This is a genomic window from Pseudoalteromonas sp. P1-7a, from assembly GCF_001401855.1.
In the GTDB taxonomy this organism is placed as follows: Bacteria; Pseudomonadota; Gammaproteobacteria; order Enterobacterales; family Alteromonadaceae; genus Pseudoalteromonas.
Genome location: NZ_LKDU01000018.1, coordinates 69,224 through 85,857, shown reverse-complemented (window position 1 = coordinate 85,857; position 16,634 = coordinate 69,224). Strand labels below are relative to the sequence as shown.

Annotated in this window: 18 protein-coding genes; 11 read left to right on the top strand and 7 right to left on the bottom strand. The window is 41.3% G+C overall.

Annotation, left to right across the window (positions count from 1 at the left end):
• The first annotated feature begins 411 nt into the window (after positions 1–411).
• The 4 genes from AN389_RS12370 to AN389_RS12355 all read left to right on the top strand — a co-directional run bounded on the left by AN389_RS12370 (position 412) and on the right by AN389_RS12355 (position 2,587).
• Positions 412–876: a hypothetical protein gene (locus AN389_RS12370; RefSeq protein ID WP_055016912.1), complete on the top strand. Its 465-nt coding sequence runs from the start codon at positions 412–414 to the stop codon at positions 874–876.
• Between the two features lie 244 nt (positions 877–1,120).
• Entirely contained in the window at positions 1,121–1,390 is a 270-nt protein-coding gene (locus AN389_RS12365) for a hypothetical protein (protein ID WP_235575972.1), read from the top strand.
• A gap of 48 nt (positions 1,391–1,438) precedes the next feature.
• Positions 1,439–1,762 carry a hypothetical protein gene (locus AN389_RS12360; RefSeq protein ID WP_055018919.1) on the top strand — a complete coding sequence of 108 codons (324 nt, stop codon included), beginning with the start codon at positions 1,439–1,441 and terminating at the stop codon, positions 1,760–1,762.
• 189 nt (positions 1,763–1,951) lie between these two features.
• A complete protein-coding gene (locus tag AN389_RS12355; protein WP_055019912.1) occupies positions 1,952–2,587 on the top strand; it encodes a trimeric intracellular cation channel family protein in 636 nt (211 codons plus the stop codon).
• Here AN389_RS12355 and AN389_RS12350 read toward each other — a convergent pair.
• Complete coding sequence (locus AN389_RS12350; protein WP_055019911.1) at positions 2,584–2,964, bottom strand: N-acetyltransferase; 381 nt, start codon at positions 2,962–2,964, stop codon at positions 2,584–2,586. The genes AN389_RS12355 and AN389_RS12350 overlap by 4 nt on opposite strands.
• 358 nt (positions 2,965–3,322) lie before the next feature.
• On the opposite strand from AN389_RS12350, the gene AN389_RS12345 reads away from it, so the two are divergent.
• The 7 genes from AN389_RS12345 (at position 3,323) to AN389_RS12315 (ending at position 9,560) form a co-directional block, all read left to right on the top strand.
• Positions 3,323–4,162: a DUF417 family protein gene (locus tag AN389_RS12345; RefSeq protein ID WP_055019910.1), complete on the top strand. Its 840-nt coding sequence runs from the start codon at positions 3,323–3,325 to the stop codon at positions 4,160–4,162.
• A gap of 15 nt (positions 4,163–4,177) precedes the next feature.
• A complete protein-coding gene (locus AN389_RS12340) occupies positions 4,178–4,429 on the top strand; it encodes a Rho-binding antiterminator (RefSeq protein WP_055019909.1) in 252 nt (83 codons plus the stop codon).
• Positions 4,430–4,786: 357 nt separating this feature from the next.
• Positions 4,787–5,038, top strand: coding sequence for a hypothetical protein (locus tag AN389_RS12335; protein WP_055019908.1), 252 nt, complete (start codon positions 4,787–4,789; stop codon positions 5,036–5,038).
• A 138-nt stretch (positions 5,039–5,176) separates the two neighbouring features.
• Positions 5,177–5,929 carry an SDR family oxidoreductase gene (locus AN389_RS12330; RefSeq protein ID WP_055019907.1) on the top strand — a complete coding sequence of 251 codons (753 nt, stop codon included), beginning with the start codon at positions 5,177–5,179 and terminating at the stop codon, positions 5,927–5,929.
• A 421-nt stretch (positions 5,930–6,350) separates the two neighbouring features.
• Positions 6,351–7,889, top strand: a complete 1,539-nt coding sequence (locus tag AN389_RS12325; RefSeq protein ID WP_055019906.1) for a glucan biosynthesis protein — start codon at positions 6,351–6,353, stop codon at positions 7,887–7,889.
• A gap of 267 nt (positions 7,890–8,156) precedes the next feature.
• Positions 8,157–8,468 carry a hypothetical protein gene (locus AN389_RS12320; RefSeq protein ID WP_055019905.1) on the top strand — a complete coding sequence of 104 codons (312 nt, stop codon included), beginning with the start codon at positions 8,157–8,159 and terminating at the stop codon, positions 8,466–8,468.
• Positions 8,469–8,999: 531 nt separating this feature from the next.
• Positions 9,000–9,560, top strand: coding sequence for a YrbL family protein (locus AN389_RS12315; protein ID WP_055019904.1), 561 nt, complete (start codon positions 9,000–9,002; stop codon positions 9,558–9,560).
• Positions 9,561–9,671: 111 nt separating this feature from the next.
• Here AN389_RS12315 and AN389_RS12310 read toward each other — a convergent pair whose 3' ends face one another.
• The 6 genes from AN389_RS12310 to AN389_RS12285 all read right to left on the bottom strand — a co-directional run bounded on the left by AN389_RS12310 (position 9,672) and on the right by AN389_RS12285 (position 16,634).
• Positions 9,672–10,958, bottom strand: a complete 1,287-nt coding sequence (locus tag AN389_RS12310; RefSeq protein ID WP_055019903.1) for an allantoate amidohydrolase — start codon at positions 10,956–10,958, stop codon at positions 9,672–9,674.
• Between the two features lie 14 nt (positions 10,959–10,972).
• A complete protein-coding gene (locus tag AN389_RS12305; RefSeq protein ID WP_055019902.1) occupies positions 10,973–12,202 on the bottom strand; it encodes an alanine--glyoxylate aminotransferase family protein in 1,230 nt (409 codons plus the stop codon).
• Between the two features lie 2 nt (positions 12,203–12,204).
• The gene (locus tag AN389_RS12300) at positions 12,205–13,029 is read right to left on the bottom strand and encodes a sulfite exporter TauE/SafE family protein (RefSeq protein ID WP_055017403.1); all 825 of its coding nucleotides are present in this window, start codon (positions 13,027–13,029) and stop codon (positions 12,205–12,207) included.
• The gene (locus tag AN389_RS12295) at positions 13,026–14,600 is read right to left on the bottom strand and encodes a gamma-glutamyltransferase family protein (RefSeq protein WP_055019901.1); all 1,575 of its coding nucleotides are present in this window, start codon (positions 14,598–14,600) and stop codon (positions 13,026–13,028) included. The genes AN389_RS12300 and AN389_RS12295 overlap by 4 nt, the downstream gene beginning before the upstream one ends.
• The gene (locus tag AN389_RS12290) at positions 14,597–15,805 is read right to left on the bottom strand and encodes an amidase family protein (RefSeq protein WP_055019900.1); all 1,209 of its coding nucleotides are present in this window, start codon (positions 15,803–15,805) and stop codon (positions 14,597–14,599) included. Before AN389_RS12290 ends, AN389_RS12295 begins: the two co-directional genes overlap by 4 nt.
• Positions 15,806–16,151: 346 nt before the next feature.
• Positions 16,152–16,634, bottom strand: a complete 483-nt coding sequence (locus AN389_RS12285) for a putative 4-hydroxy-4-methyl-2-oxoglutarate aldolase (RefSeq protein ID WP_055019899.1) — start codon at positions 16,632–16,634, stop codon at positions 16,152–16,154.

Sequence of the window (16,634 nt, the reverse complement as noted above, 5' to 3'; positions counted from 1 at the left end):
AAAGCTAAAAGCTAAAAGCTAAAAGCTAAAAGCTAAAAGCTAAAAGCTAAAAGCTAAAAGCTAAAAGCTAAAAGCTAAAAGCTAAAAGTTAAAAGTTAAAAGTTAAAAGCTACGCCAGTCTTTAATTTAAGATATTGAATAAATTACTAAAGCTATGCTACTTTGAGATAAATTACGTAAAGGAATCCCCCCAAGCATGGACACCCCAATAGACTTTTCTACCTACACATTAGATGAACTTTACTCCAGCGCAAAAGCCATTGACCGAGAACGCTTTCCTGAGCGCGAGAAGGAATAGACGCACTTATAAGCGCAAGAGCCCGCAAACAATGCCGACCCAACAATAGCAGGAAAAAAATAAGTAATATTTTGTAGCAATATTTATCTAGGGATAACGTTAAAAAGGGACTTATGAATAAACTAACAAGGTACAAAAAAACACCCAGCGCAAAACTACTTTGGACGCTTGGTTTCAACACATTTATCGCAGTTATAGTTTTATTTTGGGTAGAGGTATTTATTGAACAGCCTTTGCTGCATCAATTTTTATACCTCTTTGCGTTTGTATTATTGAGGTTTTTTTCACAGTGGTATTGTGCAAACACAGAACAGGCTCATGCAATTGAAATTGTAAATGGCGAGTTTGAACTACTCGGCATAAATATAAAAGTGTCTGAGCTAGAAGAAGTGCTTTATTGCCAAACTAAGCGTTTTGAGCATATTTTACGATTTAAGTTTAAAAACGCGACATACCAAGATATTGAAATAACCGCTCCAGACTTAATTGACGACCTACGTTTTTACTATTTTATGGTTGATAACGGCCTACCAGTAAAAATGACAGATGATAGTGGCCGTTTTTTTGACGAAGATTAACAGCGCAGCAAGGAGCAGTGGTGAGCAAACTGGTTTTAATATTTTTGATGCTAGTAAGTGTCATCTTTAGTGGATATTCATATGCAAGCTCATTTGAAGGATGTTATTCCACAACGGATAAAATAACAGGCGCGACCCCTATGCTCAACAAAGATGGAGGCGAAAGTAATGAGCATTTTAAACTAAAAACGAGTTACATAAATATATTCAAAAAAAGCGAAAAATATTTTACAGAAGGCCTTATATGGGGCTACAACTTTCATATTTGCACTATCACAGCGCCGCTGAGGGAACTACAGAACCATTACCTTTGGTACTAAAGGATAAAAAACTGGTGTTTGAAGAACAAGAGCCCGAATACGTCATTAACTGTAAATTTGAGCTAGAATTTGATGAAAATGGCTTGAATCTTAAGGATGAGAACCATCACTGCTCCAACTATATGTTTTACTGTGGCGCCCATGCAAGTGTTCATGACGTTCACCTAACTAAAACCAATAAAGGCTGCAATTAACTAGGCTAGTTATTATTTAACTTACAATTCAGCTAACAGGGACTTACTATGCGCGGCTTTTTATTATTTATAGGTTACTCATCTTATATTGGCAGTGTGGGTGATGGCTTGCTTGGTATGTATGCACTATGGGTTGTAATCAGTAATAATTTAGCACCTCTGAGCTTATCGCTTAATGACTTTTTAGCGCAGTATGTTGAGTTTATTTATTGGGTGAAGCAGGTTGCATTTTATGTAATGCCCCAAGGCTTTGCCAATTGGTTATTTGGTATTCCTGCTGTTGTTTACTTTCCCGTACGTATATTAATGAGTCTAACAATTGGTTGGTGGGCACTAAAAAAAGCAGCTCAGCTAAAAACAAAAAATGTGTAAAAACTACTCACTTTTAAAATAATTACCTTTTTAAATATTACATTTTATTAAGCCTTACCTACAACTGCGTTAAACGTTTTCTACTGTATTGTTTTTAAATAGTATTTTTTAATCCTCTTTTTGCTCTTGCTAATTATTTTTGGCATATAAGTTGATGCACACATTTATAAATTTTTAAAAGGACTGCACATGACTGCTGAATACTTTATGGTGCTGGGGTTACTCGGTGTGGCATTTTTTGCTGTAGCAGGCGCATTATTGGGCTACGAAAAAAACATAAGTGGATTTGGTGTAGTTGTAGTTGCAACAGTTACTGCTTTAGGTGGTGGCACACTACGAGATATACTGTTAGATAAACCGATCTTTTGGGTAGCCACGCCCGAGTATTTATATTCAGCGTACGCCGCTATTATCGCCACCATATTATTTGTGCGTTATCTACCACATGTAAACAACTATTACTTTTTACTCGTAGATGCCATAGGGATGGCATTATTTAATATTATGGGCATAGAAAAAGCCTTAATAGGCGGCACAGGTATGATTATCGCGATAACAATGGGGATCACTACAGGGATATTTGGCGGCCTAATACGCGATGTGATTTGCCGTGAAGTGCCTTCAGTTATGCGTAACGAACCCTATGCCTCAGCCTGCTTAGTCGGTGGTTTAGTTTATGCTGCGTTATTTACCCTAGAAGTCGATTATATTTGGTGTATTTTAGGCTCATTGTTTTCAACGGTTTTTTTAAGGCTTGGCTCGCTTAAATGGGGCTGGCACCTAACCATTTTCAGAAAAAAAGATTTTAAAAATCAAGGTGATTAGGTTTTAAGGCGGGAGTTATTAATTGGCTGAGTTTGCATATGGTACTCATAGTTATCTTCCCCAGTGATCTTAAAGCCTAGTCGAGTATAAAGTGCTTTAGCAGGGTTGTTTTTAAGTACTGTTAGTTTGATAGGCTTTAACTTTGCAGTTTTAATTACTTGCTCAATAACGCCTCTGCCGTAGCCTTTATTTTGATGGTTGGGGTGTATTTGTAATTGCATTATTTCAATGTGGCTACCCCATATTTTGTACTTTAACGTACCTATGGTATTACCATTAAACTGTATAAGATGAGAGCAATCGTATTGTTCGTCAACCCTTTCATTATGCTGTTGCTCAGTTAAAAATAAGCCGGCCACCTCAAGGTGCTCTACCATAGTAAGTTTTCTAAGATTTAATTAATAACCTGAGCCTTGGCTAATAAATCTATCTCAAGCAGCTATTCTTAGCGCTAACTGCGTTGAATTTACTTGCAATAGGCTAGCTATTGACGCGCAAATTCGCCTTGTTTTCACTTAAAATTTCTAGCTAGAGAAAACAGACCCAGTAACATTACTAACCAACTATATCTAAATCTCTTAACCAAAGCGCAGGTTAAACCGCTTTTCACGCGTGGCTTTTGTAAACGTAAAATCCAAAATGTCCTTCCTAGTATTTAAAAAATTTAACTTTAGTTGAATCACTTTTTGTAAAAATTAGGTCTTTATTAGCCATTACAGATTTAATGGGCACACAATGAACATAACACACACAAATAACGCACTCACCTTTTTACTTACACTCAGCTTTGCATTACTTGGCGTATCGTTTGCTTTAGGTGCAAACCCAAATACACTTACAGCTACCTTTAGTTTTTATAAACTTGATACTTTACTCAGTGTAAACACATTAGGTTTACTCACAGGCACTGCAATGATTGCGCTGGCAGTCACCACCTTAGCTGCGCATTTAAAATTAGTAAAGCCTGTGCCTGCAGTTATACTCGCATTAGTTGTTAGCATAGTGCCTTTACTTACCTTATTTGCCAGTAACCGCTGGATGGCACAGTTAGGCGGCTTTCCAATTATTGGCAGTGGGCAAGGCATAATTAAATACTTTGCTGTTATCCCTTTGTATTTATTTTTGTTTTACAAAAATAAGCTAACAGACAAACAACACGTATTTTTAAACTTTATACCGGTTGCTATGGTTTTACTGTGGATTGGCGGCATGAAATTTTATGAGTTTGAGGCCAAAGCCATTGTAAGCCTAGTAGAAACCTCACCGTTTATGTCGTGGTTATACACGGTATTTAGCGTACAAGGCGCATCAAATATCATTGGTGGGTTTGATGTATTATTTGCAGTACTACTTGGTGCAGGCATTTTACTCAACAATAAAAAGCTTATTATTGTTAGTGGCTTAGCGTGTTTAAGTGTATTTTTAATGACCCAAACATTTTTAATTACCGCCACCGGTGCATTTAGCTCAAGCACGTTATTAGAACGTTTAGGACAATTTGTAATTAAAGATTTATGGTATGTAGGCAACTTAGTTGTTATTGCCACTTTAATGCTATTTAAACCAGCTAAATAATGTAAAGAGAACTTTATGATCAGTTGCAACCATTACGATTACATCGAAATTGCCTGTATGCACAGGCTGAATATTGAGCTTGTATTAAAAAATGGCGATGGTGTATGTGGCGTAGCAACTGATACAAAACGCAATGCACTTAAACAAGAGTGCATTGCCATTAACGTAAATGGCGAGCTAAAGCTTATTGTGCTCACTACAATTAGTCTACTTAAAGCGCGTGAGAGTAATCCTTACTTTGATCATGTGAACTTTGATGTAAAGTAAATCACTAACCAATTCGTTTTATCATAAACACTCCAGCGGGCCTGTTTCATTATTATGTTAAGGCTCGCTTATCTGGCCAATGCTTTAACTCATACGTGCTAAATACCCAAAGCCAAAATTTACCCTTAGAATAAATTGTTCACATAAACAGCTATTGTGACGTTGTCCAATAACATTATTAAAAGTCGTTTTGGTGCAAAATAAACAAGGGTTTTTAACTGCATGCCTAATTGCTTGTTTACATTGCAATTATTTAGTGGAATTATTGAGCGATGTAATATGCGCCGTTTTTGGGGGGTTATAACCCCCCAAAGTGGTGTTCAATAAGCTGTTATATACCCCAAGGAGTTTGTGGTAATGGATATAGATCAAAGTATAAAAATTATCGAGCAACAAAATCGAAAACTTTTCAGTGCAACCCACACATGGCTTATTGTCATTGGAATTACTGCAATTGCGCTCATCCTTACTCTAACTATTCCGTCTATACCAGCCGCTCTAATAACAGGTATATCAGCATTTTTTGTTCTTTATCATTATGTCGCTCATGCGATTAAAAACATTAATGCTCGTATCACGTTAATGGAAACAAGAAATAAAACAAAGTAAGGGTATATAACAAGCGCCTAAACTCCGGCAATGTTACGTTGTCATGTTTTTGGCAAACAACGCAAAAAGCCATGCCAACAAATTATTATTTAGCAAAGCATTCCATATTCCTCCAATATCATTATTTAAGGATGACTTATGAATAACACAAAAGTGGTTTTAATAACGGGCGGAGGCCGAGGTATTGGTGCTGCTACGTCTAAATTATTTGCATCAAAAGGGTATGCGGTTTGTATCAATTACAAATCTAATCGAGCTTCGGCTGAAGCTGTCGCAAGCGATATTAGGGCTGCAGGTAATCGTTGTATTACAGTCCAAGCAGATGTTTCGGTTGAGAATGATGTAGTAAGGCTGTTTAAAAAAATTGATTCAGAGCTAGGCCCTTTGTCAGTGCTTGTTAATAACGCTGGTATTTTACATAAGCAGTCGCGTTTGGAGAATTTAACAGCTGAAAGAATTAATACTATTTTAGCAAACAACGTGACTAGTTACTTTTTGTGCTGCCGAGAGGCCATAAAGCGTATGTCTACACGTCATGGCGGAAACGGAGGGGTTATTGTAAATGTTTCATCGGGGGCGTCTCGTTCAGGTTCACCGAATGAATATATTGATTATGCTGCCTCAAAAGGGGCTATAGATACACTCACCAAAGGATTATCACTAGAAGTTGCCAGTGAAGGCATTAGAGTTAATTGTGTGCGCCCTGGGCTAATTAATACGCAAATGCACGCTGATGGTGGTGAACCTGAAAGAGTAGAAAGGTTAAAGGAGCTTATTCCTCTTAAGCGTGGAGGTGAACCTGGGGAGGTGGCCGAAGCTATTTATTGGCTTTCATCGGCAAAGTCATCGTTTTCAACAGGGAATTTTTTAGACTTATGTGGTGGCCTCTAATACATAGCAAACCAATGTAATGGCAATTCCCCAGGCTTAGCACTTTTAAGTGGGTGTTAAAATTTAATAGGGGGTTGAACATGCTACTCGACTTCTCAGTTCTTGTTCACAAGCCTTTATTAATCAGGTGTTTATACTAAGCCTAGCTGCGACGCATTGTTCAGTATTTCGATTTTAAAGCACTCACTGGCTTTAACTAAGTAAAAGCTGGATTAGCCGCATTTATTAAACACAACTATCCAAACATAACTATTCAAATACAACTTCCCCAAACGCAGCTAAGCATAAAAGCTTCGCCAAATAACGTTATTTTAGTAAACGCGAGTTCATATTGCCGTGTGTAATATCTTTACACGCATTTTAAGTTAGGCGCTCATACTGGGCGCTTATTTTTAGACTCATTTTACTAGAGATACTTTTTATGAAGTTAAAGTTATTTATTGCCGCTATTATTACCTCCTCTGTGTCGTTACACGCGGCGCAAGCACAAGCAAGTGCTAAGTTTACTTTTGAAGATTTAAAAGCAATGGCAAAAGCCTCTGCCAAAAAGCCTTATACGCCAACTGCAGTGCCCGCACCTGATCTTATTGATAAAATTACCTACGATGAACACTGGAAAATACGCTTTAAAGAAGATGAAACCCTCTACCCAAATGGCAAAAAGGCACCGGTGCAGTTATTTTACCCAGGGCGATATTTTCCTGAGCCGGTAAGTATTTATATCAGAGATGATAAAAACAACGTAAAAGAACTGCCTTTTAATAATGCGCTTTTTGATATGCCTGACGACAGCCCTGCCCACGACCTGCCAGAAGGGTTTGGGTTTGCAGGCTTTAGAATTATGCGCCCTGATATAAAACCAGATTGGATATCGTTTTTGGGGGCGTCTTATTTTAGAACTGATGGCCCACAAGGGCAATATGGGTTGTCGGCTCGCGGTATTGCAATAAATACCGGTATGAGTGAGCCAGAAGAATTTCCGCGCTTTTCGGCATTTTGGTTAGGCCCTGCAGAAAATAAAGGTGAAAGCATGTCTGTGTGGGCATTGCTTGAGGGACCCTCTGTTACAGGTGCTTATCGGTTTGGTTTAAGTAAAGACAACAAAGAGGCCAAAGGGCATGTTACCTCTGTAAGTGCTAATTTGTATATGCGCGCCGATGTAGAGCGCTTAGGCATAGCACCGCTAACGAGTATGTATTGGTACTCAGAAAAAGATAAAACACAAGCTAAAGACTGGCGCCCAGAAATTCACGATAGCGATGGCTTAGCGATTCATACTGGATCGGGCCAGTATATTTGGCGACCGTTAAATAATCCGCAATCGGTGTCGACCAATAGCTTTATTGATGAGAACCCAAAAGGCTTTGGTTTAATCCAAAGAGATCGCGACTTTAATAACTACCAAGACGATGGCGTATTTTACAATAAGCGCTCATCAGCATGGATAAAACCTCAGGGTGATTGGGGTAAAGGCGCTGTGCAGCTAATCGAAATTCCAACTAAAGATGAAACGTTTGATAACATTGTTGCTTATTGGGTGCCTGAAAAAGAGGTACGTAAAGGCGATGAGTTTACCTTTTCTTATGATATTGAGTGGCGTCCACTCGATCCAAAATTAAAAAACCTAGCAAGTGTTGTTAATACTCGCCAAGGGCAGGGCGGAGTTCCTGGCCAGCCTATTCCTGAGGGCGTAAACAAAATGGTGATAGACTTTGAAGGGCCTGTATTAAAAGGCCTAGACAGAGAAAGCGGTATAAAGCCTATAGTTGAAGCCAGCAACGGCGAAATATTAGAGCCAATTGGTGCTTACCCAATAGTGGGTACCAACCAATGGCGATTAGCATTTGACTACAAACAAAGCAATAACGACCCCGTAAGCATACGCGCGTATTTAGTTGATAAAAACGAAGAGCCGATAACCGAAACATGGGTAAGTGATGCAAAGGTAACGATTGAGTAACTATAAAAATTAAAGCGGGTGGCCCTAAAGTTAGTTTTATGTAGCCACCCGAACAACTGCATAATAAATGTTTTTAACGAGGGTTAGCTAAAGCAATTCTCTTATTTCAATATACATCTAATACTTAGTTATAAATTTAATAGGCTTGGCTAACTACTTGGTGAATTGGCTATTTTAAGTTGCTCCTACTTGTTTTTATGTTTGCTTGTGTGAATAATAAACATTCGCTCAGGAAAAATAATAAAAGTAATTAAATTAAGGATATATATGAAACTTTACCCATACTCAAAAATTAAAACAGAAAACCTTAAGGGCCTGCTTATCGCTTCTAGAATGCTTGGGTTTTTGAGTTACATACTGTTTTTTGTAGCTATTTGCATTGGTTTATTTGGTATTTTCTCTAATCTTGGCGCACCTAAAGACTTAGGAAATGGAATAGTTATGTCTGCACCAAATGCCGGTTTACCTGTGATGATAATGGCAATTTGGGGTGCAGTATCGTCAGTCTGTATTTTAGCTTTTAGTGGCTTATGTGCAGCGGTTGTTTCATGCGAATACAAATATACAAAGTCTGTTTAGCTATATACCGGAGTATTTAGATAGTAAAAAAAAAGGGCTTCTACTATCTAAATATTTATTTTTAAGACTAGGTCAACTACCACGAACAACTCTCAACTTTTTGTATCTCCTCCTTACCTCAACAGCCTGAAACTCATTTAAAAAAACACAAAAGAAAGTCGAATCTAGCCTTTATTGTGAGTGAATTGTAGCTAATTTACCTTGATTAACCCTAATTTATAGTTAAAATGGTCGGCTTATTTAACGAACGTGCCTACTTTATTACTGACACCGTAATAGAAGCAGCACTAATAGATGTAAATACCAAGCGTGCATTTTAAGGCGTGTTATTTACCTCGTTTATTACTAATCCACAATAATACTTGATCATTTTACGGGGCTAAACGTCTTGCTACCTGTTAAAAAAAACTCATTTAGAGCGACTAAATAGCGAACTTTTGCCCAGCTATCAACACGGGTTTCCCTTCTTAAAATAGATTACTTAATTAAGCGAGTTAGTATTTTTAAATTTACGCTAGGACGAAAATTGGTTTGATCTCATTAAACGATGACTTAATGGTAGGTAAAGGGGCGCATAGAACGTGTTATAGGCACCCTGAGGCACATAATTTATGTATTAAAGTAAGCCATGATGGGTTTTCGCAAGAACAAGACCAAGAGTTGGCTTATTATAAGCGACTTAGTAACCGAAATATTCAGTGGCAGTTATTAGCGCGATACCATGGTACGGTGCAAACCAATATTGGCACAGGGTACGTGTTTGATTTAGTGATTGATGCAAATAATCAGCCGGCTAAAACCCTTGAGCATTATTTAAATCAGCCAAATAGTGAAGCACTAGTCGAGCCGCTATTAAAGCTAAAAGATTATTTAATACATAATTTAGTGATCACCAAAGAAATAAAACCACGCAATATAGCGTGTGTTAATAATAACGGCACCATTGAGCAATGTGTAGTGGTGGATGATATTGGTAATACTGAGTTTTTTCCTATTAGTAATTATGTGAGCTCATCGGCTAAGCGTAAGATAAATAGAAAATGGCAACGTTTTGAAGCGAGTTTAAATGAGCTTGGCTTAAGCCTTAATTAAGTTTAAAACACCGACTTTAAATACTGGCTTTAATTAATAATCACAGCCAAGTTTAATACGCAGGGCTAAGCTAACAAACATAACTTTACCCTGCGGATGCACAAGCGTTTGTTACTTTTCTAACTCTTTTACATACAGCATAAGGGCGCTGTACATTACGCTAAGGGCTTTTGTTACATCCTCATCAATAACAGCTTCTGCGGGGTGATGGCTTATTCCGCCAGGGCTGCGTATAAACAGCATACCAACAGGGCAAATAGGGGCTATTGCCATGGCATCGTGCCCAGCGCCAGAGGCAAGTGAAGGCGAGGCTTGGTTATTCAATTTACAGGCACTGCTAAACAATTGTTGAATTTGAGTGTCGCACGCTACGGCGTCGGCCGCATGTGTCCATTGCCAATCGAGCGTTAAATTACGGCTAGTTGCAATTTGCTCCGCGCGGGTATGTATTGCATTAAGTAAAACTGCAAGGTCGTTATCGTTTTGTGCGCGTGCATCAAGGCTTATAGTGGTTTTACCGGCAATGACATTTGTAGCGCCTGGGCGTGCTTGAATTTGCCCTACAGTGGCTACTTCACCATTACTGGCACTTTTTGCTAGTTGCTCTATGGCAAGGGTAAGCTCGGCGCAGCCTGCTAACGAATCTTGGCGTAAGTTCATTGGTGTAGTACCCGCGTGGCCGCTTTGGCCTGTTAGCGTGATCATAGCGCGCTTTGCCCCTGCAATGGCAGTAACAATGCCTAATGCTTGATTTACCGACTCAAGCACGGGGCCTTGCTCTATGTGGGTTTCCCAGTAACCGAGTAACTCGTTTTTATTAAGCGCTGCTTTTGCGTAATCATTTGGGTTTAGGCCAAAATCAAGCATGGCTTGGCGCATAGTAATGCCGTTTGTATCTTCTATATTTAACCACTGCGGGTCAAACTCGTTTGCCAGTGCTTTTGAGCCAATTAATGTGGTGGCAAAGCGGGTGCCTTCTTCATCACAAAAACCCACAACATCTAAATGAAACGGTAAATCAAGCTTAAGTGTATGCGCAAGGGCGGCGATTTCAATACCCAGCAACACGCCTAAAATACCATCAAATGCACCGGCGTTTGGTACGGTGTCTAGGTGTGAGCCAATAATTAAACGTTTAGCGTTTGGGTTAGATGATGCTAAACGCCCCCATAAATTGCCGACTTGGTCTTGCCACGATTGCATGCCCGCCTCAGCCATCCACGCAGCAGTTACACGGTTACACTCTTTGTGCTCTTTAGATAAATACACACGGTGAATGCCACCTTGCATTTGCGATAGGCCACTGAGCGTTTTACAGCGCAATAACGCGCGCGCGGCAAATTTATTAGCCAGCTCAGTGTTTAATAATGGCTCATGGAGGGGGCTTGCGATCGTCATGCTAAATCCTTTTTTTATTTATAATGGGCAAGGGCGGCAATAGCGGCTTCGCCTTTAGGGCCTTTATAGCCGTTGGCATGTAAGCAGGCATCTAGGCTTGCCAATGTTTGTAATACGGCATCTTTACGGGCGTTGTAACCCATGGTGCCAATACGCCAAATTTTGCCATGCAGCGGGCCAAACGAGGTGCCAATTTCAATACCAAAGTCGGTTAGCATTTGAGCGCGGACGTGGTCAGCATTAATGCCCTCGGGGATATACACACCCACTACGTTGTTCATTTTATGGTTTAAATCGCCAAATACATTTAAGCCTAGCGCTTGAATACCCGTTAGCATGGCATCGCCGTGTAACTTGTGGCGGGCAACGCAGTTGTCTACGCCTTCTTCAATAACAATGCGAGCGCATTCTGATGCGCAATACAGCATGCTGGTGGCTTCGGTGTGGTGGTTAAGGCGCTCCTCGCCCCAGTAATTCATGATCATGCCTAAATCAAAGTAGTTTGAGCGTACAAATGGCTCGGTGCCGTCGGTATGATCGGCCGTGCGTATACCCGCTTCTACTTTTTTACGTTTTTGGATCCAATCGGCGCATTTATCGCTCAGTGTTAAAGGCGCAGAGCCAGAAGGACCGCCTAAACATTTTTGCAAACCAACCGAAAGCGCGTCGAGTTTCCACTCATCGGCGGGTAAATCGTTACCTACAATCGAAGCGGTGGCATCGCAGTAAAATAATACGTCGTGCTTTTGGCAAATATCGCCAATGTGTTCAAGCGGTTGGTTCATAGTTGTAGAAGTATCGCCCTGTACCATAGCAAGTACATGGGGTTTTACATCAACAATGGCTTTTTCTATTTGTTCGGGGGTAAATACCTCACCCCACGGAACTTCTATGGTGTGTACTTTTGCGCCTACGCGCTCGGCTATTTCAGCAAGCAAGTGGCCAAAGCGGCCCATAATGGGCACCAGTACTTTATCGCCTGGGCGTAAAATAGAGCATAAAACGGCTTCTATGCCTGCGCGCGATGTACCGTCAACTAGCAGGGTCCATTCGTTTTTGGTTTTAAAAATTTCGCGATAGCGAGCCATGGTTTCGTTCATAAAACCGGTCATTACTGGGTCGTATTGGCCAATTAGCTGCGCCGACATAGCACGTAGCACGCGTGGATCTGCGTTTATTGGGCCTGGGCCCATGAGTAATCGCTGTGGCGGATTTAAAGTTTGAATTTGCGTGTCGCTAAACATGTTTAGGCTCCCAGAGTCTGAATAAGCATACGAATGCCCGTTATCATTAATACAACGGCAAAGGCGCGTTTTAATTGTTTTTGATCTAGCTTGCTACCAATTTTTACGCCAATAGGCGCAAACAAAATAGTAAGCGGAATAATAAGTATAAAAGCAGGTAGGTTTACAAGGCCCCACGTGCCAAGCGGTGCATCGGCGGGTGTAGTACCAATACTTAATAAAGTAATAACGCCCGGTAGCGCAATTAATAAGCCAAATACAGCAGCGGTGCCAACGGCAACATGGGCGCGTACGTTAAACGCGTTTAGCATGGGCACGCCAATAGTGCCACCACCTATACCAATCATTACCGATAAACCACCAACAATACTTGCCATAATGCCTTGGCCAAATTTACCTGGTAATTTACTAACTAGGGCAGGCGCGCCGGCTCTAAATAACATGTTTAAACTTACTAAAATAGCAATACAGGCAAACATAAGTACCAACGCATTACCGCGTATTGAGTGCGCTAAGTAGCTACATACAACGGCCATTACTAAAATAAACGGGGCCCAGTATTTAATTAAAGCAAGGTCGATATTGCCTTTTGCATGGTGCGAACGTATAGACGAAATAGACGTAGGCACTATGGTGGCAAGCGAGGTCGCCGTGGCTATCATCATGGCCGACTCGGGGCTTACGCCAAAGCCTTGCAATAAAAAATACAGCACAGGCACAATTACTATGCCGCCGCCTACACCAAATAGGCCTGCTAAAATACCTGCAAAAATGCCGGTTGCTATTAAGGCCGCTATAATGGGCCATTGATTTATTATTTCTGTCATTGTGTTCCTGCTGTAGTTACTGTTGCACGACCATCTGAACGAGGGTCGGTGGCTGCTTCAAGGCTGGTAGGTGTATCTAAAATGGCACCCGCGTGGCCCATCATTTCATTGTTATTATCAACGCTTACCCAGTCGTGGTCACGTTGATTTAATTCATGTTTAACTTGAATTACTAAGCTTTGCTCTACCTTTAAGTTTGTGCTTGTATCGCCCCAGGTGCGCCCTAGTAACCAACGCGGATCGCTTACTGCTTGGGTAATTGATTTATTACGCCATGCGTAACCACTAAATACGGCAGCTTGTGTTTGTGGTTGGCCTTCGCCGCCCATGGTGCCGTAGGCAAGGCGTCTGCCATCATCAAATTTTGCTAAAGCAGGGTTAAGTGTATGAGCTGGCTTTTTATGTGCTTTTAAGGCATTGGCATCGTTGTTATTTAAACTAAAGCTCAAACCACGGTTATTCCACACAAAACCACCTTCACTCATTAATATGCCGCTGCCAAATTCCCAGTAAACACTTTGAATAAAGCTCACGAGTTGGCCGTTTTTATCACGTGCTGCCATCCAAACGGTATCGCCTGGCTCTGCATTAAATGGCCATTGCTTGGCTTGGTTCATATCAATATTGCTGGCAAGCGCACTTAAGCGCTCATCGGTTAGTGCATTTTTATAATCATCGCCAAGCGCATCTGGGTCGGCCCAAAGTGTGGGACGGTGAGTAAAGCTTTGTTTGGTTGCCTCAACAATTAAGTGCATCCAATCGGCCTCTGTTTTGGCCAAGTGTTTTAGTTTATTAACGGCGCCAATTATTTGCAGAGAATGCACGCCTTGCGTGGGAGCAGGTAAGTTAAAACACTGTATGCACGATAAATTAGCATTAAGTGGTGTTACTACATCTGCTTTTGTATTGGCTATGTCGGCTGGGGTAATAACACTGCCTGCGGCTGCTAAATCGCTTGCAAATGAGTCGGCAAGTTCTCCTTCATAAAAAGCATTTAATCCCTGCTCGGCCAAGTGCTCAAAGGTACTGGCGAGTTTTGGGTTTTTAAAATGTTGCCCTGCTTGTAGCGGTTTACCATTGGGTATGTAAAGCTCTTTAAATGCAGCGTTAGTGTTTGAAACGGCAGCAAGCTTTTCGCAGCCTGCTTGCAGGCTTTTTGACACTGTAAAGCCTTCGCGCGCAAGCTTTATGGCAGGCGCTAAAATAGTACTTAGTGGTAGAGCTGCGTGCTCATCTACCTCAAGGGCTTTTTGCCAGCCACGAAGCGTAGCCGCTTGGGTCAATGCGCTTAAACCACCGCGCTCTGGTATGTGTGGCTCATTGCTATAGGCGCTTATATCATTTGGTGCGCGCCCGCAGGCATCTATAGCTGTGGGTGTGCTTTGGTTTAGGTTATCAATAAGCCAAAAGCTGTCGCCGCCAATTGAGTTCATATGCGGGTATACCACGCTAATAGCAGCGGCGGCTGCTACCATGGCCTCAACGGCTGTACCGCCTTGCTTTAATATTAGGGTGCCTGCCTCGGTTGCCGCAAAATGCGGGGCAGTAAAGGCAATGTTGTGTGTGCTCATGCAAGTGTGTCCTGTTTAAAGTGGGCAGCTAATTGTTGTACGCAGGCAAGTAGGCTTTTATCGTTGCCATGGCTCATCATTAATGAAAACCCATAAGGGTGGCCATTTTCTAAATTAGCCAATGGTAAGTGTACTTGCGCCGAGCGGCTCAAACCCGCTATGGCCGATAAGGTGATTATTTGCATGCGTAAGGCGCTTGTGTCGGCGCCCAATTTAGGTGCAGTTATGGGTGTGGTTGGCAAAAATAAACAACTGTTTGTATTTAGGTTTTTAGCAATTAATGTTTGCCATTGGGTTTGTACATTTAGTGCTTCTTGTTCTTCTTGGGCGGTTAGGGCAAGCGCCATGTTAAAACGTGCCGCAATTGCCGGAGCAAACTGGGGAAGTTGCCCTGGCAATTGAAGCCAATCTTTATGCGTTTTTGCGATTGCTCGCCCTTGCAGTATTCTAAAGCTGTCAGCCAGTTCGCTTAATAAGTTGCTGTCAGGCAGTTTAAATTCTTTATGGTGTTTAAAATAAGGTTTGGTTTTTTTAAGCAATTGTTTAAGCGGGGCTTGTAATGCAGGGTCAACCAGCTCAAATAATGGCTCGCAAATAACTAAAGTATCAACGTTATTAATAGCTTGATTTGGCAACAGTATATTGCCTATATCGCTTAGCAGCTCTGCACTTTGCGTAAGCCAGCCTATGGTATCAAAAGGGGGGGCGAGCGGTATTAGGCCATCTTTTTCAATGACGTTATGGCTTGGCCTTATGCCAAATAAGCCACAATAACTTGCGGGTATTCTAATAGAGCCGCCGGTATCGGTACCTAAGCCAATATCAGCTAGGTTAGCAGCTACGGCGGCCGCCGACCCCATACTTGAGCCACCACTTGCATGGCCCTTAAGTTTTGGGTTTTGTGCTGCACCATAGTGAATGTTATTGCCCTCTAAGCTGTAAGCCAGCTCATCGGTATGGGTAAAGCCTGTAAAGCGACAACCTTCATTCATTAGTTTATTTACGGCACTTGCTGTTTGCTGTGCAGGTTTTGCTGCTTTAAACCAGCTTGGGTTACCCGCGCTGTTGCGCTCGCCTTTAACAGCAAATACATCTTTTACCGCAAGGCGCTTATTTACAAGTTTGCCGTGGGTTTGTGTTTGCCATGCGTTAGGGCCATGGTCACAAAAAATACCGGTAAAATTATTATGTGTTTTGGTACTCATATCACCACTCGTTATAAAGTAAATCTGACCAACTGGTTATAATCAGATTTAGGGTGATTAAAAAGACGAATTAGTTATTATTATTTTTCAGCCCACTGCGTAACATCTTATTTTTATTTTACAGAGCCTGATCCGCTTTTTAATCGGTTAGCTATTATATTGCCTAAAAGCTAAGCAAAAGCAATGCCAAATGCAATAAAGTTGTCCGCTCGGTCAGGTTTTATTTGGTTTACATGGGGTTTAGCAGATATTTATAAAAATATAAGTATTAAAGAAGGCGTAATTTAGAGGTGAAAACACACCAAGTTGGTGCGTGATTGCACCAACTTGGTTGCAAATATGGCGTTTATAGTAATGCGTTAGGGCTAATAATTAAGCCATTTACATCGGCGTATAGCCAATCGTTAGGGTTAATTGAGGTACTCAGCATGGTTACAGTTTGGTTTTTATCGCCAAAGCCACGCTTTAATGTACTGCGCGGGGTTGAACCTAGCGCCATAACCGGTAAATCCATAGTGGCTAGTATTTCAATGTCGCGGCAACAGCCGTTAATAACAACGCCTTCCCAGCCATTTTTTAACGCGCGCTCAGCCATAATATCGCCTATAAAAGCAAAGCGTTTGCTAGCAAAGCCATCAATAACCAATACTTTACCCTCACCGTTTTCATGCAGTATATCGGCGGCAAACGAGTTATCGTCTGGACATGTAACGGTAACTGCTTGACCACTAAAGGTGGTTTTTTTACCAAAGTGGCGCAGGCCGCTGTCGGCGACTTGTACGCTTTCGCGGTGATCGTCAAATAAGTCTGGGGTGGTAAAGTTATTCAT

Coding starts and splice junctions, on each gene's coding strand:
- AN389_RS12370 (WP_055016912.1), top strand. CDS start 412: ATGAATAAACTAACAAGGTACAAAAAAACACCCAGCGCAAAACTACTT.
- AN389_RS12365 (WP_235575972.1), top strand. CDS start 1,121: ATGGGGCTACAACTTTCATATTTGCACTATCACAGCGCCGCTGAGGGA.
- AN389_RS12360 (WP_055018919.1), top strand. CDS start 1,439: ATGCGCGGCTTTTTATTATTTATAGGTTACTCATCTTATATTGGCAGT.
- AN389_RS12355 (WP_055019912.1), top strand. CDS start 1,952: ATGACTGCTGAATACTTTATGGTGCTGGGGTTACTCGGTGTGGCATTT.
- AN389_RS12350 (WP_055019911.1), bottom strand. CDS start 2,964: ATGGTAGAGCACCTTGAGGTGGCCGGCTTATTTTTAACTGAGCAACAG.
- AN389_RS12345 (WP_055019910.1), top strand. CDS start 3,323: ATGAACATAACACACACAAATAACGCACTCACCTTTTTACTTACACTC.
- AN389_RS12340 (WP_055019909.1), top strand. CDS start 4,178: ATGATCAGTTGCAACCATTACGATTACATCGAAATTGCCTGTATGCAC.
- AN389_RS12335 (WP_055019908.1), top strand. CDS start 4,787: ATGGATATAGATCAAAGTATAAAAATTATCGAGCAACAAAATCGAAAA.
- AN389_RS12330 (WP_055019907.1), top strand. CDS start 5,177: ATGAATAACACAAAAGTGGTTTTAATAACGGGCGGAGGCCGAGGTATT.
- AN389_RS12325 (WP_055019906.1), top strand. CDS start 6,351: ATGAAGTTAAAGTTATTTATTGCCGCTATTATTACCTCCTCTGTGTCG.
- AN389_RS12320 (WP_055019905.1), top strand. CDS start 8,157: ATGAAACTTTACCCATACTCAAAAATTAAAACAGAAAACCTTAAGGGC.
- AN389_RS12310 (WP_055019903.1), bottom strand. CDS start 10,958: ATGACGATCGCAAGCCCCCTCCATGAGCCATTATTAAACACTGAGCTG.
- AN389_RS12305 (WP_055019902.1), bottom strand. CDS start 12,202: ATGTTTAGCGACACGCAAATTCAAACTTTAAATCCGCCACAGCGATTA.
- AN389_RS12300 (WP_055017403.1), bottom strand. CDS start 13,029: ATGACAGAAATAATAAATCAATGGCCCATTATAGCGGCCTTAATAGCA.
- AN389_RS12295 (WP_055019901.1), bottom strand. CDS start 14,600: ATGAGCACACACAACATTGCCTTTACTGCCCCGCATTTTGCGGCAACC.
- AN389_RS12290 (WP_055019900.1), bottom strand. CDS start 15,805: ATGAGTACCAAAACACATAATAATTTTACCGGTATTTTTTGTGACCAT.
- AN389_RS12285 (WP_055019899.1), bottom strand. CDS start 16,634: ATGAATAACTTTACCACCCCAGACTTATTTGACGATCACCGCGAAAGC.